Origin of the sequence: Streptomyces sp. NPDC005925 (assembly GCF_040638805.1) — a bacterium.
Lineage (GTDB): Bacteria > Actinomycetota > Actinomycetes > Streptomycetales > Streptomycetaceae > Streptomyces.
In genome coordinates, this window is the sequence record NZ_JBEXVL010000016.1 from 29393 (window position 1) to 49304 (window position 19912).

Genomic DNA, 19912 nt, shown 5'->3' on the forward strand with positions numbered 1-19912 from the left:
CGCTCCCTGAATCTCCGCACCTGGATCACTGTCACGCGGGTTCTGTCCGTGGAGGTCCCCCCACCGTCCGGCGGGGCGGACCCTCCACGGCCGACGCGCGCCCGGAGACGCGCCCCGGAGACGCGCCCCGGAGACGCGCCTGGAGACCCGCGCCCAGGAACGCCTGCCCGGAGAAGCTCCCCGAGCCCTCGCCGTACGGTCCGGCGCTCGTACGGCGGCCTGCGCCCCCGGCTCGCTCAGGCGGCGGTCTTCGTCGCGCAGAGGACGCCGTGCCCGATCAGCGCGCCCGGCGTTCTGGTGAGGTCCTGGGCAAGCGTCTTCGTGACCCTGAACCCGCATTCCTCGATCCAGCTCCGGTATGTCGACAGCTTCTGCGGCCCGCCCTGACCCATGGCACAGCCGAGGAAATAGGCGGGGAACATGTCCACGCCGGCACTGCTCGGGTCCTTGACGTCCTCCGGGTAGATCGGCACCAGGATGTTGACCTGCCCGCCGGCTTCCAGCGCCGTGCCGACGCCGGTGAGGATCCTGATGACGTCCTTCTTGTCGAACATGTCCAGGAAATGTTTGATCAGGACGACGTCGAAACCCTTCGGGATGCCGGCGAAGACGTCACCGCCGAGGAAGGAACAGTGTTCCTCCACGCCTTGGGCCCGGAAATTCTCCAGGCATTCCGCTTCCTTCTCGGGCAGGTCGAACGTGGTGACGCGAAGCCCGGGCGACTTCTTCAGCCGGTACGCCAGAATCGCTCCGAGGCCCGTGTTCCCGGCGAGGTCGAGTACCCGTGCGCCGGCCGGGACGCGGATGTTGCGCAGAAACCAGGGATCTATGTGGGCGGTGACGTCGTCCATCATCGTCGCCCAGGATTCCCGCAGGTCCCGGTGCTCGGCCACGGCCTCGTACAGGTTCCCCTCGAAGCCGTAGACCTCGTCCAGGCCGACGGGCGTGCCGGTCCGGACGCTCTCGGTGAGGTGGAACATCTGCCGGAGCATCACCACTTTGATCATGTTCATGGCCGGGAGGACGCGCTGGAGGTCGTCGTCCGACACGCCCGCGAACGCGTCGAGGCGGTAGCCGCCCGAGTGCTTGTCGTACGCGACGAAGCCTTCCTTGACCGTCAGGTGCAGCAGTTGTTCCACGGCATCCGGTGTGGTGCCGACGGTCTCGGCCAGCCCGGCGGCGGTCATGCCGGGTTTCTTCCGGAGCGCGTCGATGATGCCGAGTTCGAAACAGGACAGCAGGATCGCGAACCTCGCGGGCCCCACCATGTACTCGCGAAGTCGCATGAACGTGGCTGCGGCATTCATCGCGTCACTTCCTTCGGGTCGGTTGCTCCTCCGGCACCACGCGCCGCTCCGGCACGGCGCCCGCTTCCCGCGGACTCGGCTGGTCGGCCGGCCGCTTTCCGCGAACCGGGCCTACGGCCGAAAGCCGTGCTCAGGGGAAGGGCCGAGCGTCCTGCTCCCCGGGCCGCGAAGGGCGCTCAGGCCGGCCGGCGGGCGACGATTCTGGCGTGGCGGGGGTCGGTCCGGCCCGCCTCGATCATGGTGCGCAGCACCTCGTCGACGAACTCGTCGGCGCGGTTGCCCAGCGCGGCGGCCTGCGTGGCGAACCCGGCCAGCTTGTACCGGCGTCGCAGATCGGGCAGGTCCGCCAGGGTCGGGCCGGCGCCCTTGGCGCTCAACGGGTGGCCGAGCTCGGGGTCGTAGTGGGTGATCTCCAGCCCGGTGTCCTCGAGCACCGCCGACACCTCGTCGGCCGGGTACTCGTACACCGTCGGCTGCGCCCCCGCGAGCAGGTCCTTCCACGTCGAACTTTCCGAGATCTCCCGCAGGATTCCGAACATCCCGGCGCCCTCACTGCGCAGGTGGGCGCCGGTCCACTGCAATACGGCGTACCCGCCCGGGCGGAGCGCGCGGGCCATCCGGCGCAGCGGCTCCTCGACCTCCGTCAGCCAGTGCAGCACCCACGAGGAGTGGACCACGGTGAAGTGGTCCGGCGGCAGATCCAGGTTCTCCGCGGGGCAGACGTCCGCCCGCACGGGGAGCCCGGCGCACAGCTTCCGGGTGGCCTCCACCATGGACGGTGACGCGTCGACCGCCCGGACCTCGAAGCCCCGTTCGGCGGCGGTACGCGCGATTTCCCCGGTGCCGCAGCCGATGTCGGCGAACGCGCCGCCCTGGTGCAGGGCATCGCCCGTGAGAGAGAGCGCGGCCAGTGCCGTCCTGATGTGCGGCGCGTTCACCTGTGCGTATTCCTCGGCCAGCCAGGCTTGGGTTGCGGTCATCGACGGGGCCCTTTCTCTGCCGGGAAGACCACGGTGGTCACCGCGCGAACTGTGGGTCGACCGACGATCGAGGGCGGGTCCCGTTCCGGTCCCGCGACGCGCACAGCCTTTCCGAAGACTAGGACCGGGCACGACCGGCTGGGCATCCCCCGACCTGATAGGTCACCTCGTGCAGGTCACCCGGTCCGACTGGCACAGGCGGCCCCTCCGGCTCATTCGACGAGCGAAAGGGCCTGGCTGGGACAGGTGCGGACGACCCTGCGGGCCTTCTGCACGAGGAGTTCGTGCTCGAGTTCGGCGTTGAGTACGACGACCGTGCCGTCCTCCTCCCGCTGGTCGAACAGGTCGGGCTCGGTGAGCGCGCACAGGCCCGCGCCCACGCACTTTCCGGTGTCCGCGGCGATCTTCATGGCGAATGGCCTCCATGCCGGGGTGACCGGCAAGCAGTCGACAATGGTGCCCGAGCAGTAGGGGAAAGGGTTGCCGCCACGTTAGCCATCCGCCTCGCCGCGGGGCAATGAGAGGGAAGCCGGACAGGTGACGGCATATCAGGTCGGGGGATGCCCCGGCCCGTCGCGCCTGCCCTACGCTTCGGACGTACCGCTACCTGAAAGGTCATGTGACCGTGCCCGAACCCGCGGAACGACTCGACACCTGGGTCCGCCGCTTTCACCCGGCACCGCACAGCGGAGTCCGCCTCCTGTGCTTTCCGCACGCCGGCGGTTCGGCGAGCTTCTTCTTTCCGGTGTCGAAGGCGCTCACGCCCGCGGTGGAGGTGCTGGCGGTCCAGTACCCGGGACGGCAGGACCGGCGACACGAGGCGAACGTCTCCCACCTTCCCGACCTGGCCGACCGGATCTTCGCGGCGCTGCGCCAACTCGACGACCGCCCGCTGGCGTTGTTCGGACACAGCATGGGCGCCGTCCTCGCCTACGAGGTCGCGCTGCGCATGCGGGACGCCGGCCTGCCCCCGCCCGTGCGGCTCTTCGCCTCCGGCCGACGGGCGCCGTCCCGCCACCGTGACGAGCGGGTCCACCTGGAGCCGGACGCCCGGATCGTGGCGGAGCTGCGCATGCTGAGCGGCACCGACGCGGCCGTACTGGCCGACCCGGAAGTGCTCGACATGATCATGCCCGCCGTCCGCAGCGACTACCGCGCCGTCGAGACGTACCGGTACGAGCCCGGCCGGAAGCTGGACTGCCCGGTGACGGTCCTCACCGGCGACAGCGACCCCCGGGTCTCGTTCGACGAGGCGGCGGCCTGGACGGAGCACACCACCGGTCCGACGGACGTCGAGGTCTACCCGGGCGGACACTTCTTCCTCGTCGAGCACAGCGGCCGCGTCGTCGGACTCGTGGCGCGGAAACTGGCGGCTCAGTAGTCGCTGCTCGGGGCCCGGCTCCACGTGCGGGTCAGTTCGACCCGGGAGGCCACGTTCATCTTGCGGAAGATCTTCTTCAGGTGGAACGCCACGGTGTGGCCCGAGATGAACAGGCGCTCGCCGACCTGGGAGTTGGTGAATCCCTGGCTGACCAGTTCGGCCACGGCGACCTCGGTGTTCGTGAGAGAGCCGATGTGCGTCTGGTCGTGGCCGGCGTATTTCGGATAGCGGCCGCGCCGCACGCCGAGCGACCGGAGCCTGCTCACGACCCGGCGGGCATCGCGCGAGGCGGCGGAATCCGCGTACCGGTCGAAGGCCCGCTCGAGAACCTCGACGGCCCGGTCCCGTTCCTGGTGCGCCGCGGAGAGCAGTTTCCCGGCGTCCTCGTACGCGGACGCGCTGGCCCACGGGTCCAGATGCGCGTCGGCTGCCGCCACGAGCCTCTCGGGATTCCCTTCGCGGAGCGCGTCGGCGTGCATCCGTGCCGCCCCGAGGGAACGGAGCCCGACGTTGCGCGCGGCGAGTGCGGAAGCCCCGACGACCACGCGCCCGACGAGCGTTTCGTCGCCCAGCTTCCTCGCGGCCCGCACGAGCCATGCCGCGGCGGCAGGCTGCGAGGCCAGGAGTTCCATGACGAGCCGGTCGTTCGCGATGATGCCCACGACGAGATGGACCGCGCTCGCCGCACCGCCTTGGGCCTCCAGCAGCTGGGCGGCGACCCAGGCGCACTGACTGGGTCGGTGGACGGTCTGGCCGAGAAGGGCGTCGTCCCGCAGCTGATCGGCGAAATCCAGGCTCGCGCTCAGGTTGCCCCGCCGGAGCGCGCCGAGCGCCATCACGGTGTGGGCGTCGGGCAGCAGACAGTCGAGGCCGGCCTGCCGTGCTTTGGGAACGCCCTTGTCCGCCAGTTCCACGGCGGTTTCGACATCCCCCCGGGTGAAGGCGAGATCCGCCGCGCAGATCAGGGCGGCCGCGGCCAGCCCGCCGTTGTCCCGACCGCCCGCCACGAGTTCCTCCACGCCGGCGAGCACACGCGCCGCGGAGGCGAGTTCACGGGTTTTGACCAGTAGTCCGGAGTGCCAGACCTGCGCCAGCCCCACGCAGTCCCCGGTGCACGCGGCATTCACTGTCCCGGCGGCCACCGCGAGGCGTATGCCTTCCGTGAGATCCCCGTGCGACCAGGCGGAAAAGGAAAGCGCGGACAGTCGAACAGTCTCGCAAGAACTGCTGTCACAGGTGTGGGCGGCCGAAAAGGACGGTGGCAGCAGCAAGCGAAACCGGGAATCGAGCATCGCATCTCCTGTCATGGGGGGCGCCAGGGAAGCCGAGCTGTCCGAGTGGTGTACCGGCAGCGGAGGGCCACGACGGTTTTCACAGGAACGGTGAGGAGTGATGAGTGACGACAGGCAGCGTGCCTGCGGTGAGTTCCGCGGAAATGCGGCCTCGTGGACCGTCGTGCGTCGCCGGTTCGCCGGCTGGATGAGGCAGCCAGGCGTGTACGACGCAGGCAGCGCGGATGCTGTCGGAGCAAAGGGGGGCGGACGGACAACGAGCGAGACCGAGTCGTACTCGTCGCAGCGTTGCCCCCACCTTAGGCCCCACAAGTGCAGGAGCACTTCAGCGGAAATGAAGCATAACTTCAAAATCACCACCGAGAAGGCGGGAAGAGTCTCGTCATCGGCGATTTTGCTGGAGCCTGCCCCATAATCACTGATGCATGCGGTACGCCATCTTTCCATGGGATATGTGCACGGTCGGCACGGTGAGGCCCGGCGACGCAAGACCGGTATACACCGCACGTTCACCGCCTCGGACCGGCAGCCGTACGCACTGCCATTCCTCCCTCCCGCGCACTCGCGCAGAGCGACGGCCGGGAGCGCCCACCGTTTCACCGAGAGAGGCGCCGGGTAGATCTCGGGGCGGTCACAGTGTCTGGTGATCTTGGGTGCATGCCGGTCAGCTGAGTCCGAGGAGGCGGTGTGTGCGAAGGGGGACCGGCGCCGCGCGGTTGTCGAAGCCGCATACGTGCGGGGTGGCGTCGCAGCCGTGCCGACGGCGGCTTCGGCGACCTGGCCGCACTCCCTGCCGGGGACCTGGCGCCCGTCGCCGCCCTCGACGCCGCCGCGGCAGCGGCCGTATCCCTCACTGCGCGGTGAACCGGGCCGCCGCACTGCCGGGCGCGATCCGCGCGTCGACCGGCGCGGGGTCTGGGCGAGGTCTTCAGAAGTACGGGAGGGGAAGCCTGTTGGGGGAGTTATCCGTGCGTGTTCTGCTGATAAGCAATGACGCGCGTCTGACCATCGCCCTGCACAACACCCCACTCTCCGTGAAATACACCATTGTCTCGGTGCCGGAGGCCCTGGACCACTTCGGTGATGTCGACCTGCTGCTCCTGGACTCCTCCACGCCGGGCCTCCACAGCCATGAGCTGTGCAAGAAAGTCCGCGCCGAGACGTCCGTGCCGATCATCATCCTGAGCCCCAGTGTCAGCGAGATCGACCGCGTGCTCGCGCTGAACGCCGGAGCGGACTACTGCGTGGTCAAATCGCAGTCCCTGCACGAATTGCAGGCCAGCATGGATGCCGTGATGCGGCGATCGTTGTACTTCCTGGCCGACCGGCACGTGTGCAGGCCGCCCGAGCCGCCCGGAGAAATCCTCGTAGCCGGGCCGCTACGTCTGAATGTGCGCAACCGGGACGTCACCCTGGACGGCCGGCCGATCCAGCTGACCCCCAAGGAGTTCGATCTGCTGCTCATGCTCATGGAGGAGCCCGACACGCTTCACACGCGCAAGGCCATCATCTCCCGGGTCTGGAACGACCACTGGTTCGGATCGACGCGGACGCTTGACGTCCACATAGGGGCGCTGCGCCAGAAGCTGGGGTCCTACGGATGGATCGAGACCAGGCGAGGAATCGGCTTCAGGCTGGGCTCTCCGCCGTCACCGAGCGCGCGGGAGCCGGTGTGAACGATCAGTTCGCCCGCCCGCTTCCCGCACCGGGCGATCCGATCGGACCGTCCGGCGCCACCCGGGACAGATGCAGCAGGGCGCGGGCGGCCAGACGATAACCGAAGGCTCCCAGTCCGACCACCACACCGCTTGCCAGCGGGGCGATCACCGACTCGTGCCGGAACTGCTCGCGAGCCCATACGTTGCTGAGATGGACTTCGACCCAGGGCGGTGCATAACTGGCCAGCGCGTCCCGCAGACTCCATCCGGCGATCATCAGCGCTCCGGGATTGACGATCGCACCGACCGTGCTGCCGGAATGCCGGTGAATCGCTCGGACGAGGTCCCCTTCCGAGTCGTGCTGGACGGAAAGCACCTCCCACCCCTGGACGCCCACTTCCTCGGCGACCGCCGCTTCGATGTCGGCCAGTGTGTCGGTGCCGTATATCTCCGGTTCGCGTCGCCCGAGAATTCCCAGATTGGGGCCGTTCAGAAGAAGCACGACACTCACAGGGGCCACCTCGCTCTTCATTCCGTACGCATGCGACCGGCGAGATCCGGACCCCTTCCATCCTGTCGACGCCTTTCACGATGCGCCACCATCAGGGTTGATAGTTCCCTCAGGGAGTGACTTCCGGGCTCTCGGGCCGGACCGTGATAGTGCGAAGCCTCTTGGTGGCCCGGGTCAGCGCGACGTAGAGATCCCTCTCCCCGCCGGGACGGGCCGCGACGATCTCGTCCGGATCCACGACGACGACCCCGTCGAACTCCAGCCCGCGCGCCTCCGACGCCGGTACGAGGCGCGCATGCTCCGCGATCCCCGCCGCCGTCAGCCGATCCAGCCTCGTGTCCGCACAGATCACCCCGAGGAGCTCACCCGGACACGCGGCGGCCTGGACACGCAACTCCCGGACGACGGCGTCGGCCACCGCATCCGGCTGCGCCGGCACGGTGCGCGGAGTCTCCCCGTGGCGCAGCGACCGGGTCGGCGTCTGTTCCGGCGCGATCCGTGCCAGGAGCTCGCGGGTGCTCTCCAGGATCTCCTGCGTGGTGCGGTAACTGACGGTCAGGCTGTGGAGGCGGAAGCGAGGGCCGACCTGCGCGCCCAATGCCTCCTTCCAGTCACGCGCCGTCGTGACGGGACCGGCCTGGGCGAAGTCGCCCACCAGCGTCATCGCCCTGCCCGGGCATCGCCGTACGACCATCCGCCACTGCATGGCGGTCAGTTCCTGCGCCTCGTCGACGACGACGTACCCGTACGTGCGCTGCGGCGGGCCGTCGACCAGGCTCGCGGCCTCGTCCAGGAGGGGCACATCGGCGTCGGTCCACGCGTCGTCCGGGCCGCGCAGCAGGCGTACGCGCTCGGCCGCGGTGAGGGAGGGCAGGTGCTCGGCGAGCGTGTCGGGGTCTGACAGGAGGGCACGTACGAGCTCTTCGGGCACCAGTAGCGGCCACAGCGCGTCCACAGCCCGGTCGACGTGCGCGTCGTCCAACAGCCCGGCCCGTACGGCGTCCGCGTCGAACTCGTCGGCCGGTCCCGTCGCGGATGCGTCGTCGTGACCGAGGCGGCGCAGGTCGGCCGCCGCCACCCGGTCGAGGTCCATCCCCGTCAGCGTGGCGACCTCGGCGTCGATCTGTTCCAGGATGTCGCCCGTGCTGCGCTCCAGCGCGTCGGTGAGGGCGTCGACCAGGAGCCCCTTGAACACCTGACGTGCGGGGTTGTGGCCCAGTCCGGTGGCCACGGCGGTGTCCCGCGCCGTGGCGACCGCCTCGGCGCCGAGCCCGACCGATTCGTGTCCGATCCGCACGGTGAAGCCGCCGTCGGGTGCCCGGCGACGGCGCACCAGACCGGCCAGCGCCTCGGCCATCACCGAGCTGCCCTTGACACGCGCCACATCGAGCGGTCCCGCCGTGTCCGGGAAGACCCCGGCCAGCTCCTGGCAGGTCGCCAGGACGACGTCGTTCTCGCCGAGGGACGGCAGGACCTGGGAGATGTATGCGAGGAACCGCGCGTTCGGGCCGACGACCAGGACGCCTTGCTCGGCCGCGCGCGGGTACGCGTACAGGACGTACGCCGCCCGGTGCAGGGCGACCACCGTCTTGCCCGTGCCGGGGCCGCCCTGGACCACCGACACCCCGCGGTGCGCGGAGCGGACGATCTCGTCCTGCTCGGCCTGCAACGTCGCGGCCGCCGCCCGCATCCGACCCGTACGCCGTGCCGAGAGCGCCTCCATCAGGGGCCCGTCGCCCACGACATCGCGAGCGGTGGGAGCGGAGCCGTCCAGCAACTCGTCGCTCACCGCTGCCACCGCGCGCCCCTCCAGGCGAAGGTGCCGGCGCCGCCGCAGGCCCATGGGGTGGACCGGAGTCGCCTCGTAGAAGGCCCGCGCCGCGTCCGCCCGCCAGTCCACCAGCAGGGGCAGTTCCTCCTGGTCCGTCTGCAGCCCGAGCCGGCCGATCCGCAGGGTGGTGCCGTCCGTCCGGTCGATCCGGCCGAAGACCAGCCCGTGCTCTGCTCCCTCCAGTCTGCCGATGTCCTTCGCGAGGCGTTCGGCGGTGACCTCGCGCTCGTGCGCCTCGCCCGCGCTCTCGGCCGGGGTCTTGAGTACGTCCGCCAGACGGGCACGCGTCTCGGAGAGCCGCTCGGTGAGCACCTCGTAGAGGGTGGTCACGTGGGCCTGCTCCGACTCCGACTCCGACCGGCTCGCGGTGGGGTCTTGGACGTTGACCTGCGACAACAAGAGGCTCCTTCAGACGGCGGACCGGGTGTGCACCCGACGGCGTGGCAGCCGGGCGGGGGGCGGTTGCGTCAGTCGTGTCGGCCATGTCGGCCATGTCGGTCGTGTCGCTGATGCCGGCGCAACGGTGAATGCGCGGCGGTGACGACGACACATTGCTCAAGCTTGACTAGTGGACGGAGCCGCCGACAGTACAGCACGGAACGCGGTCGCCCCGCATGAGACGGGCGTGAGGTGGATCACTGCGCGGGAGTGCCGAGGGTGTGCCCCACGGGCTCACCTCGGAGCGTCCTGGCGTGACCTGGACGGGCGCCCGAGGGGCCGTCAGAATTCGTCCTGCATGGGCGAATCGGGATCGGAGCCGGGTCGGGCTTACGGCTCGGAACCGGGCGGAGCGCGCAGCCGTTCTTCAGACTGAGAGGGGCAACTGAGAGGGGCAGGGGCCGCGAAGGAGGCGACGCTCATGTCGAAGAACGCCGCGAACGCCTGAACGCTGAGATCGCCGCGGGGGCGTGGCTGCGGCCGGCTCACTCTGCCGATCGCTCGGCGAGTTGCTGCCCGAGGGCAGCGATGAAGACGCGGACACCGCATGGCGCGCGCAGCTGATCGAATGGAAGCGGGAGCTCTCCGGTAGCGCGGACGAGCACCTGGGGGAGCTGGAGGTGCTGCTGGACGAGATGTACGGGCACGTCGCCGAGAACCTGCCCGGCTACGCGGCTGTCGACATCGTGGACGGCAAGATCAGGATGGACCGGCTGGGGGCGGAGCCCGAGCCGGCCGGATGCAAGCCGTTGCACGACGCGGTGCAGGCGATGCTGCCCGGGATCGACTATCCGGAGCTGCTGCTCGAAGTCCACGCCCGGACCGGCATGTGCGACTGCTTCGAGCACATCGGCAGCAAGGTCGCCCGCCCCGCCGACCTCGACCTCACCCGCAATGGCCTACTGGTCCACAAGTCCACGAACATCGGTCTGGAGCCGGTCATCAAGCCCGGCGAGAAGGCGCTCACCCGGTCGATGTCGATGTCGCCCCGGCGGCCGACCGGCAGTCGATACCTCCGCTTTCCCTCACGGTTGCCCGGCCGTTCCGTGAGGGCGCAGGTGAGCATGTTCTTGACAGGGTCAGTGCGTGAGGCCGGGAGTGTCCTCGTGGGCCGTGTCCGGTTCGACGAACTTTGGTGCCTTCTCTGTGCGTGTTACACCGATAGCCCAGATGACCGCGTAGACAACGGCGAGCCCTGCCAGAAGCCGAGTGGTGTCAGGCATGCCGACGGACGCGGCCAGAGGTGCCACCGCGAGAGACGACACACCCTGGAAAGCGGAGGAGAGACCGAAGACGAGGACCATGACACGGCCGCGGATGTGGTCGGGGGTCGCGAGTTGAAGGCCGTTGACGGCGAGGATCGCGCACGCGCCCACTCCGATGTGGCCGATCAACGCTGCGGCCATGCCGGGACCGAGGGCTGTGACCTGGGCCAGGACAAGATAGCCGAACCCAAAGAGCGCCAGAGCGGCCCCGGCCGCGTGCAGTCTCCGGCGCATCGACCCAGCGACGAGCCGTCGGCCGACGAAGGGACCGAGTACGGCACCGAGCCCCTGTGCCAGATACAGGATCCCGACGCCGGCATCGCCGACGTGAAAGCGGTCGAGGGCGTACACAGGCAACAGGCCGACCATGCCGTAGCAGAGGCGCAGTCCCACGGTCAGCCACAGAAAGGCGGACACCACCGGGGTGGACCGTACGAAGGTCCAGAGTTCGGCCGTATCAGCCCGCATCCGGATCCGACGGGTCGTCATCGCCTTGGAGAGCGGCTGCCTGATCCTCGCGATGAGGAGCGCGGAGACGGCGAAGGACGCGCCGTCGATGACGAGGGTCGCCGAGGCACCCCATGTCGCGGAGACGACACCTCCCAGGCCGGCTCCCACCAGTAGGCCCGCCGAGTACAGGCTTCCGAGCGCGGTCTGTGCCAGCGGGAGTTCACGGGAGGTGACGAGGTTCGGCAGGGCGGCCTCGGGGATGGGACTCGCCATGGCGGCGGCGACGGAGAGCCCTGCCAGGCAGCCGAGGGCCAGTGGGACGGACTGGGTGTGAAGGGCGGCCAGCAGGCCAGCGACCGAAAGGATCGCGCCCAGGTCGCACGCAATGCGCAGGCGTTGCCGGTCGAACCTGTCGGTGAGCGGACCGATCAGCGGCAGCAGCAAGACCCCGGGTAGGGAGTTGACGGCGAACAGCAGCGCTGTCCAGCCCGCCGAGCCCGTATGGCGGTAGACGAAGCTGCTGAGGGCGACGAAAGTGAACCAGTCCCCGGTCAGGCTGAGAGCGGAAGCACAGAAGAGGCGTCGGAAGTCGGCGTTGTCACGCAGGAGCGCGACAAGACCTCCGTGAGGGCGGCGTCGAGCGAAGAACACCAATGACTCCAGCAGTGTGACGTCCCGAACGAAGACCGGGACGAACGACGGAATGACGCCGTGTGTGCCCCGCGGCCTGCAGAGGGCCACGGAACGATCGCTGGTCAATCACAGAGGTGCTGCATGACAGGCATCGTATGGGTGATGCCTCCGTTCACGGCCGGAGACGGCCAGAATGCGCTCCGTGGACGCCCTGCAGCCCGTGGCCGACGCCGGCGGTGCTGGACGTCTGTCCGGCACGTAGCGGTATCCCATACGTGTGGGCTCCCCGAAAAGACAACGCCAAGGGGCAAGCCCCAGGTCAAGCCCTGGGCTCCAGCGGGGTTGCGGCTGTCTGCTCGTCGTGTTCGCGCAGCATCCGAATGACGGTGGCGGGTGAGGGATGCTGTCCCCTCGTACAGCGGCTAAGGGCGTGCAGATCTTTAACTGGTGGCTTTCCGCTCGATGGCTCGTTGGTCCGGCATGGGTGGGTTGGATGGGCAACGGGCCGTGCTGGCAGCCAAGTTCGAGGCGATTCTGCCGCACCTCGACGAGCGGCAGCGTCGCCTGCTGATAGGGGCGGAGGCCCAGTCTCTCGGCCGCGGCGGGATCAGAGCAGTCGCCCGTGCCGCCGGTGTCCGTGAGGCCACTGTGTCTGCCGGAGTGAGAGAACTCGACTCTGGAGAGGCTCCGTTGGGACGCATCCGCCGGCCCGGTGCTGGCCGCAAACGCGTCGTCGACCGGAACCCAGCCGTTCGGGCGGCACTCCTCGCGCTGGTTGAGCCCGACGTCCGCGGAGATCCCATGTCGCCGCTGCGCTGGACCACCAAATCCACCCGCAAGCTCGCCGAGCAGCTGACCCGGCAGGGCCACAGGATCTCCGCGGACACGGTGGGCGACCTGCTGCGCGAGGAGGGCTTCAGCCTGCAGAGCAATGCCAAGACGCTGGAAGGCAAGCAGCACCCCGACCGGGACGCACAATTCCACTACCTCAACGAGCAGGCCCGCGACCACCAGGACGGCGGGGCTCCGGTGATCAGTGTGGACACGAAGAAGAAGGAACTGGTCGGCCCGTTCAAGAACAACGGCCGTGAATGGGAGCCGAGAGGCGAGCCGGTGCGGGTCGACACCCACGACTTCCCCGACCGCGTGCTGGGCAGGGCGGTGCCCTACGGCATCTACGACGTCGCCGCGAACACCGGCTGGGTCAACGTCGGCACCGACCACGACACCGCCGCGTTCGCCGTCGAGTCGATCCGCCGCTGGTGGAACGGAGCCGGGCGGGCCACCTACCCGACGGCCGACCGGCTGCTGATCACCGCCGATGCCGGCGGCTCCAACGGGTATCGCACCCGCACGTGGAAGACCGAACTCGCCCGGTTCGCCGCTGAGGCCGGCCTCACGATCACCGTCTGCCACCTGCCTCCCGGGACTTCGAAGTGGAACCGGATCGAGCACCGGCTGTTCTCCCACATCACCATGAACTGGCGTGGAAGGCCCCTGACCAGCCACGAAGTCATCGTCCAGAGCATCGCGGCGACCACCACCAAAACCGGCCTGACCGTGCACGCCGAACTCGACACCAACCCGTACCCCACAGGCATCCAGGTCAGCGACGACGAGCTCGCCGCCCTGCCCATCACCCGTCACCGCTTCCACGGCGACTGGAACTACAGCCTCCACCCCCAGCATCCGATGGACGCGGCCACGACCGACAGCACGTCGGACCAGGCCCCGTCGAGCAGACCGCCTCGCCTCACGCGGCGATCGCTGCAGGACCCTGAACTGACCGGGATGACCCGTCAGCAGCTCAGCGAGCTCATCGACGCGCTGACTCCAGCGCTGGAGGTTCAACGCGAGCAAGTGCTCCGCACACGTCGCGGTCATGAGCGCCTGGTGGCCCCTGGCACAGGTGCCAAGGCCAAACTCACCACAGCCGACCGGATCCTGGTCACCGTGCTCCACCTGCGCAAACTCGCGACCATGGACCTCCTCGGCCAACTCTTCGGCGTCACCGCCATGACCATCAGCCGCGCGAAACAGGACGTCCGCCCGCTCCTGGAAGCACACGGCCACCACATCAACGCTTCTACCGCCCGCCTTCGCACACCAGCCGACGTCGTGACGTTCCTCGATCCCCACTCCACCCAGACCAAGGTCAAAACGACGAGTTAAAGATCTGCACGCCCTAAGAACCCCTAACGGAATGCTCTACGCGGACTTGAGAGCGTGCCCGGGGTCGTGAACGAACGTGGTTGCTACTGTCCGGACGTGACCCTGACTGACCTCAACAACGGCTTTCGTGATGATGAGCAGCGGCGGCGCGTCCAGAGGGTCATTCATGATCGCCTCGCAGACGATCGTGACCCGCAGGAATGCCGCTTCCTCATGCGGTTCTGGTGGCAGCTGGTCATGTCGTACCAAGAGGTGTCGCTGGACGAGATCGGCCTGAACGTCGGCAAGCCGAAGCTGGACGTGATCGAGGCGCTGATCAGCGCCATCAGGTCGTCTCATGCCGACATCGACGCCTGGATCACCAGCACACAACAAGTCTTCCCGGTGATCCAAGATCGCGGCTTCAGGGCCGCCCAGGACACCGACGGTTAACGCGACCGGAGCTTTTTTCAGCCGTGGCCAGCAGATGATGCTGCAACCGAGGCTGAGGAAAGCTTCGTGGATGTCATCGCGTATCTCCCAGCGGGTGCGCAGGCGACGGAACCAGTGCAGGTGGGCGAACGCGCGCTCGACGACCCAGCGTTGGGTGCGGCCACACGCCGGCCTCGGTCCACTCGGCCAGGCGGCGCCAGCAGGTCGTGCCCGACCCGGAGCCGAGTTCCTGCGGCAGGTGTTCCCAGGCCATCCCGGTGTGCAGGACGAACAGGATGCCCTGGAACACCAGCCGGTCCGGATGCCGCTTGCGACCTGGGTGGCGGGTCCGTCGCTCGACCTTGGGCAGCAGCGGCTCGATCACCGCCCACAACTCGTCGTCGACTTCCCACGGCTTCGGCCGCGCCACCTCGCACCCCCGGATCATCGGTCCCGGAGTGATCCAACCACCTCGAAGAGCATTTCGTTAGGAGTTCTAACACAATGAGCCGAGTTGTTGGTGGGTGATGAGGCAGCAGCGTATGTGTTCGTGGACGTCGAGGGTGACGGAAACGACGGAGGAACGGATCTCTCCGGCGAGCTTGACGGCGGCCTCCAGTTCGGGGCGCTTGGTGGCGCGTGTGGAGATCTTCTCGGAGAAGATGCGGGCGCATCCGGCTTCGGTGAGGGAGTCGAACTGTGCGTCCAGGGACTGCCGGGCGGTCGAGGCGCGGGCGTACCCGAGGCGTACGTGTACGACCGGCTCGGCGCCGGCGCTCGCGGGCCGGGGCAGTTCGGTCCGGACCGCGCCAGGCTTGCGTACGGCGGGGGTCGGCACGCTGAGTGTTTCGGCGAGTTGGGGCACGAGGCGGAAGCGGGCGGTGTGGTACTGGACGGCCACCTTGCCCTTGCCGGTGCGGCGGGGCGAGCCCGCGGGGGCGACACAGATGGGCCGCTGACGCGCGGAGCACGGCCACAGAGGCTCAGCGTCGCGCCGACTCGGCGCCGTCCAGGGAGCAGGAGTTCACCACGTCGCCGGTCGCGGGCCGGCCGACCGTGTGGTCCGGGGGCGGCGGGGTGCCCCGCTCCACCCAGGCGGTCAGCGCGTCGAACGCCGACCGCTGGCAGGGCAGGATGGGCCGCAGCCGGTCGGGATACGTGTCGTACAGTCCGTCGACGTGCGTCCCGCCCTCGACGCCGTAGTAGCGGTGCAGCTTGCCCCGCCCGCTCGCGTCGATCATGCGCGCGTACACGTCGGAATCGGCCGCCTTGGGCAGCAGCGCGTCCATGTCGCCGTGCAGCGTGATCAGCGGCCTGCCGATGCGCCCCGTCAGCGCGACGCGGGCCACGGCACGGTGTACGGCGCCGGGACGTGAGGCGTAGTCGTACGTCGCGTCCGAGGCGCACGGCGCGAGGATCTCCTCCACCGTGCCCCCGGCGGACGCACCGGGACAGGCGGGGTCGTACGCCGGGTCGAACTCGGCCCGGTAGATCTTCTGGGTGAGGCCCCAGTAGGCCTTCTCGTGGTACGGCCACAGGAACTCCGAACCGCGCGCGAAGCCCACCGCGTACAGGTCCTCGTCCCGCGCCGTGCCCCGCATCCGCGCCACCGTCGCCGGCAGCGAGGTGAGCAGGCTGGGGCCCCGCGTGGTCCACAGGGCTCCCTCCCAGTCCACGCCGCCGTCGTACAGCTCCGGGTGGTTCTCCAACTGCCAGCGGGTGAGGTAACCGCCGTTGGATACACCGGTGATGTACGTCCGTCGCGGGGCGTGCCCGTAGCGCCGGGCCACCACCCGGCGGGCCGCCCGAGTGAGCTCCGTGGTGCGGGTGTTCCACTCGGCGACGGCGTCCCCCGGCCGGTCGCCGTCCCGGTAGAAGTCCGTCCCGCTGTTCCCCTTGTCGGTCGCGGCGTAGGCGTAGCCGCGTGCGAGGACCTGGTCGGAGATCGCCTTGTCCGTCGCGTACTGCTTGCGTGTGCCCGGCGCGCCGGTGACGACGAGCCCGCCGTTCCAGTGCTCGGGCAGCCGGATCACGAACTGCGCGTCGTGCCGCCAGCCGTGCGTGGCGTTGACGTGCGAGGTGTCGGGGAAGTAGCCGTCGATCTGTATTCCCGGTATCCCGGACGGAAGGCGCGTTCCGGCGGCCGTGAGGCCTGCCTGGTCGGCCGGGTCGGTGTAGGGCGTGCCGGCGAGGCCCGTGGTGGTCAGATCGGCCAGGCAGGCGCTCTGCTGGCGGGCGGCGCCCGGGACGCGCAGGCGTTCGTGGAGGGCGCAGGAGGCGTCGTCGGCGGCGGGTGCGGCGGAGGCGGGCACCGGACCGGTGAGAGCCGCCGCGGTGAGGACGGCGGCGGCGAACGGAACACCTGGGGACAGACGCATCTGGGCCTCCGGAAGGGGACAGGACAGTCGGAAGAGGGGGAGGTGGGCGACGGGGAAGGGAGAGGGGAACGACGGCTGCCCCATGGTGCGGTTCCTCCACCGCCTCATCCATGGGCTGGGGCCACATGGAATCGCGTCGCCACATAGCGGCCCGTCACAGCGAGTCGGCCGTGCCTGGAGCCGGCACGTGTACCGCGCGCACACGCGGCACGGGACTCCTCGGGGAGAGGACCGAACTCGACGCCATGGAATGGCTCTGAGTCGATCCGATTCCGATCCGGGAAGGGCACGCCGGCGGGAAGCGGGCGCGTGCAGGGGGCGCGCGGTTCCTGGGCGTGGAGGTTCCGGAGAGGGTGGATCACACGCGGTTGCCCCAAGACCCCGCATCCGGCGAACATGCCGTCCTCGAAGCGCGGAACGGAGGTTCAGCAGCAGCGCGGTGAGCGTGCCGGCCCGACACGGGCGTCCCCGACGCCGCCCCGGCCGTCCGACACCCGGACCGCGCCCCTGACTCCGGTCTGGCTGAAGGCCCCCTTCGACCTGCTGCCCCTCCCGGCACGGATGAAGTGCCCCAACCCGCTACGGCCGCACGCGCACCCCGCCCGCCTGCGAGACGCTGCGCCACGCCCTCGACACCGGTGACGCGGGCGAACGGCACACCGCCCTGTTCCCGGCCGTCGTACGCCGCGGGCCTCGCCGGGTGAGCCGGGCCCTCGGCGATCCGCTCCTCGGCCGCCGCGCCCGAGCGTGGAGACGCTGCTCCCCGACTCCGGCGACGGCCGCTGCGGGGGAAGGTCAGCTGGGGCGCACCGCCATCCTGTCGAGGGCCTCCAGCAGACCGGGCAGTTCCTGGCCGCGGCCCACCGGCAGGACCTCCCCGGGTTCCTCGTCCAGCAGCACGAACGCGATGTCGTCGGTCCTGGCCACCAGCGACCAGCCGGGACCGTCGGCGCGCAGCGTCCGCGCCTCGCCCGGCGCGAACGACGACCGGACCCGGCCGAGGGGCGGCGGGTCCTCGACATAGGACCTGGCCTCGGCGAGGACCCGCCGGACCCCGCCGTGCCCCTTGGCCTCGGGCGCGCCCTGCCCGCCCCCGCCCGGCGCCTCGAACGTCCGCCGGGCGCCCTCGGAGCCCGCCGCGGCTCCCTCCGTGACACCCTCCGGGCCCGCCGCGCCGGCGAACTCGGCGTCGTCGATCTGCTCGCGCCACACCGCCCACTGCAGCGCGATCTCGTCGGCTCCCAGACGGCGCTGCGCCGGACCCCAGACCGAGGTGTCCGGCGGCGACAGCGGGTCCTGCTCCGCGATCTCGGGGGCGGGATCGTGCGGCGCGGGCACGTTCGGCGCCGCGACGGCGACCGCGAGGGGCCAGCCGGGCAGGGCGGCGACGACGCTGCGCTCGTCGGGTGACAGGTCGTACTCCATGCCGCAGTCCCACGAGGCGATGGCCACCGCGACCAGCGACACGTCGTCCACGACCACGGTCCACCGGGCGCCGTCGCCGTCCTGGCCGAGCACCAGGCCGTAGCCGTCGGCGAGCGGGGCAAGACCGAGCGCGGCGCACGCCTCCGGATAGTCGTCGCCCAGCACACTCGGGAACTTCGCCGGCGTCAGCAGTACCGCCGTGAGCACATAGAGCGCGTCGTCCTCGGCGGCGACGGTGTCCTCATCCGTCCCGGCCATCCCAGCCTCCCCATCGGTTTGTCCAACGGCGCGCACCCTAATCTGCCGGGAACGCCCTTGTCACGACTCCCACTGCCATCCGGAGCTGCGGCTTTCCGGCCGGAAGGCCGCCGGGGAGAGCAAACCGACCGCGCGCCGGGCCGCTGGGTCAGGCCGGCGGAAGCCCCAGGAGGGCACGCGCCACGGCCTGCGGCGACTCGCCGCGTTCGCGGGCCAGTGCGATGACGGCCCGCCGCGCGAGTTCGCCGACACCGAACGACAGGGCCTCCGGGGACACCCATTCCGCGGCCTCGTCCATCCGGTCCCGGTCATCCTCCGCCGACGCCGCGACATGGACTGCGGCGGCCTCGAAAAGATTGTGTGTGCGTTCGTCGCGGCTGCCCTTCTCCGCCCGCCTTGCACGGGCCCGTCCCGCCCAGGACTCGCGAAGCCTGTCGAACACGCCGACCACCATCCTCACTCGTACCGCCCACCGTCACCGACCGTACAGCTCCTGCTGCACACCGTAGAGTTGACGGACCGGCAGCAGAAGGGGGACGGCGCAGTGCAGCGCTACGCACGGCTGGAGCAGATCCGGCGGATGGACCCGTTCGAAGACGCCTCCGAGATCTACCGGCTCTCCGCGGCCTACGAGTTCCCGTGGGACTTCACCCGCGCCCTCGAACTGGCCCTCTACCGCACCTACGCGGTGCCCTCCATCGGTCGCCTGCTGGCCGAGACGGCGGAGCTGACCGACCACACCCAGAAGCGGTACGACGACACCTCGCTCCTTCTCGACGCCGTCGTGGAGCACGGTTTCGGCAGCCCGCAGGGCACCACCGCGATCCGCCGCATCAACCAGATGCACCGCGGCTACGACATCACCAACGACGACATGCGGTACGTGCTCTGCACGTTCGTCGTCGTGCCCAAGAGGTGGATCGACGCCTACGGATGGCGCAGGTTCTCCCGCCACGAGACCATCGCCTCCGCCGTCCACTACCGCACCCTGGGCCGGCACATGGGCATCAAGGACATCCCCGGCACCTACGAGGAGTTCGCCGACTGCCTCGACCGCTACGAGGAAGCCCACTTCGCGTGGGACGAGGGCGCCCGGAAGGTGTCGGACGCCACGCTCGCCCTGATGGCTTCCTGGTATCCCCGTCCCGTGCGTCCGCTGCTGCGCACCGCGACGCTCGCCCTGCTCGACGAACCGCTGCTGCGCGCCTTCCGCTACACCCCGCCCGGGCACGGCACGCGCGCGTGGGCGCGCCGTGCGGTGCGACTGCGGGGACGCGCGGTCCGGCTGCTGCCGCCACGGCGCCAACCGCACCACGCGCGCCAGAACTGGGAGATCAAGAGCTACCCCGACGGCTACCTGCTCGACGACCTGGGCACCCGCCCGGTCCCCGGCCTCCGCGGCTGTCCCGTCCGGCACCTCGGCGAGCCCGTCCCCGAATGAGCGTCACCCGCCCGGCAGCCACACGGGGCGGGGCGACATTCTGCGCGGCTACCGTCGGTGGTCGGCGGCCGGTGCCCGGTG

17 protein-coding genes and 1 pseudogene are annotated in these 19912 nt (G+C 69.9%); 5 read left to right on the plus strand and 13 right to left on the minus strand.

What is annotated here, in order from left to right; all coding sequences use genetic code 11:
- Nucleotides 1-236: 236 nt before the first annotated feature.
- The 3 genes from ABZ354_RS19330 to ABZ354_RS19340 all read right to left on the minus strand — a co-directional run bounded on the left by ABZ354_RS19330 (nucleotide 237) and on the right by ABZ354_RS19340 (nucleotide 2697).
- Entirely contained in the window at nucleotides 237-1307 is a 1071-nt protein-coding gene (locus tag ABZ354_RS19330) for a methyltransferase (protein ID WP_358658244.1), read from the minus strand.
- A gap of 176 nt (nucleotides 1308-1483) precedes the next feature.
- A complete protein-coding gene (locus tag ABZ354_RS19335) occupies nucleotides 1484-2287 on the minus strand; it encodes a methyltransferase domain-containing protein (protein WP_358658247.1) in 804 nt (267 codons plus the stop codon).
- Between the two features lie 212 nt (nucleotides 2288-2499).
- Entirely contained in the window at nucleotides 2500-2697 is a 198-nt protein-coding gene (locus ABZ354_RS19340; protein ID WP_358658249.1) for a ferredoxin, read from the minus strand.
- Between the two features lie 215 nt (nucleotides 2698-2912).
- Between ABZ354_RS19340 and ABZ354_RS19345 the strand changes: the two genes are divergently transcribed.
- The gene (locus ABZ354_RS19345; RefSeq protein ID WP_358658251.1) at nucleotides 2913-3668 is read left to right on the plus strand and encodes an alpha/beta fold hydrolase; all 756 of its coding nucleotides are present in this window, start codon (nucleotides 2913-2915) and stop codon (nucleotides 3666-3668) included.
- Here ABZ354_RS19345 and ABZ354_RS19350 read toward each other — a convergent pair.
- On the minus strand, nucleotides 3662-4960 hold the full coding sequence (locus ABZ354_RS19350) for a LuxR C-terminal-related transcriptional regulator (protein ID WP_358658253.1): 1299 nt from the start codon (nucleotides 4958-4960) through the stop codon (nucleotides 3662-3664). The genes ABZ354_RS19345 and ABZ354_RS19350 overlap by 7 nt on opposite strands.
- 968 nt (nucleotides 4961-5928) lie before the next feature.
- Here ABZ354_RS19350 and ABZ354_RS19355 point away from each other — a divergent pair.
- Nucleotides 5929-6636 (plus strand): response regulator transcription factor, encoded by a 708-nt coding sequence (locus ABZ354_RS19355; protein ID WP_358658255.1) that lies wholly within the window; start codon nucleotides 5929-5931, stop codon nucleotides 6634-6636.
- A gap of 4 nt (nucleotides 6637-6640) precedes the next feature.
- Here the strand turns inward: ABZ354_RS19355 and ABZ354_RS19360 are convergent, their stop codons facing one another.
- From ABZ354_RS19360 to ABZ354_RS19375, 4 genes are all read right to left on the minus strand, one after another.
- Nucleotides 6641-7129: a type II 3-dehydroquinate dehydratase gene (locus ABZ354_RS19360; protein WP_358658257.1), complete on the minus strand. Its 489-nt coding sequence runs from the start codon at nucleotides 7127-7129 to the stop codon at nucleotides 6641-6643.
- A 109-nt stretch (nucleotides 7130-7238) separates the two neighbouring features.
- On the minus strand, nucleotides 7239-9290 hold the full coding sequence (locus tag ABZ354_RS19365; protein WP_358658365.1) for an AAA family ATPase: 2052 nt from the start codon (nucleotides 9288-9290) through the stop codon (nucleotides 7239-7241).
- Between the two features lie 593 nt (nucleotides 9291-9883).
- The gene (locus tag ABZ354_RS19370; RefSeq protein ID WP_358658259.1) at nucleotides 9884-10213 is read right to left on the minus strand and encodes a hypothetical protein; all 330 of its coding nucleotides are present in this window, start codon (nucleotides 10211-10213) and stop codon (nucleotides 9884-9886) included.
- 264 nt (nucleotides 10214-10477) lie between these two features.
- Nucleotides 10478-11764: an MFS transporter gene (locus tag ABZ354_RS19375; RefSeq protein ID WP_358658261.1), complete on the minus strand. Its 1287-nt coding sequence runs from the start codon at nucleotides 11762-11764 to the stop codon at nucleotides 10478-10480.
- 462 nt (nucleotides 11765-12226) lie between these two features.
- Here ABZ354_RS19375 and ABZ354_RS19380 point away from each other — a divergent pair, with 462 nt between their 5' ends.
- Both ABZ354_RS19380 and ABZ354_RS19385 read left to right on the plus strand, forming a co-directional pair.
- The gene (locus ABZ354_RS19380) at nucleotides 12227-13918 is read left to right on the plus strand and encodes an ISAzo13 family transposase (protein WP_358658367.1); all 1692 of its coding nucleotides are present in this window, start codon (nucleotides 12227-12229) and stop codon (nucleotides 13916-13918) included.
- A gap of 96 nt (nucleotides 13919-14014) precedes the next feature.
- Nucleotides 14015-14350 carry a hypothetical protein gene (locus tag ABZ354_RS19385; RefSeq protein ID WP_358658376.1) on the plus strand — a complete coding sequence of 112 codons (336 nt, stop codon included), beginning with the start codon at nucleotides 14015-14017 and terminating at the stop codon, nucleotides 14348-14350.
- A 9-nt stretch (nucleotides 14351-14359) separates the two neighbouring features.
- On the opposite strand, the pseudogene ABZ354_RS19390 reads toward ABZ354_RS19385, so the two are convergent.
- From ABZ354_RS19390 to ABZ354_RS19410, 5 genes and pseudogenes are all read right to left on the minus strand, one after another.
- Nucleotides 14360-14777: pseudogene (locus tag ABZ354_RS19390) on the minus strand (transposase); the annotation flags it as partial.
- Nucleotides 14778-14825: 48 nt separating this feature from the next.
- Entirely contained in the window at nucleotides 14826-15230 is a 405-nt protein-coding gene (locus tag ABZ354_RS19395; protein WP_358658263.1) for a recombinase family protein, read from the minus strand.
- Nucleotides 15231-15312: 82 nt separating this feature from the next.
- Complete coding sequence (locus tag ABZ354_RS19400; protein ID WP_358658265.1) at nucleotides 15313-16707, minus strand: tannase/feruloyl esterase family alpha/beta hydrolase; 1395 nt, start codon at nucleotides 16705-16707, stop codon at nucleotides 15313-15315.
- 795 nt (nucleotides 16708-17502) lie between these two features.
- Nucleotides 17503-18390, minus strand: a complete 888-nt coding sequence (locus tag ABZ354_RS19405) for a hypothetical protein (RefSeq protein ID WP_358658267.1) — start codon at nucleotides 18388-18390, stop codon at nucleotides 17503-17505.
- A 148-nt stretch (nucleotides 18391-18538) separates the two neighbouring features.
- Complete coding sequence (locus ABZ354_RS19410) at nucleotides 18539-18832, minus strand: hypothetical protein (protein ID WP_358658268.1); 294 nt, start codon at nucleotides 18830-18832, stop codon at nucleotides 18539-18541.
- 102 nt (nucleotides 18833-18934) lie between these two features.
- Here ABZ354_RS19410 and ABZ354_RS19415 point away from each other — a divergent pair, with 102 nt between their 5' ends.
- Nucleotides 18935-19831 carry an oxygenase MpaB family protein gene (locus ABZ354_RS19415; RefSeq protein WP_358658270.1) on the plus strand — a complete coding sequence of 299 codons (897 nt, stop codon included), beginning with the start codon at nucleotides 18935-18937 and terminating at the stop codon, nucleotides 19829-19831.
- Nucleotides 19832-19912: the final 81 nt, after the last annotated feature.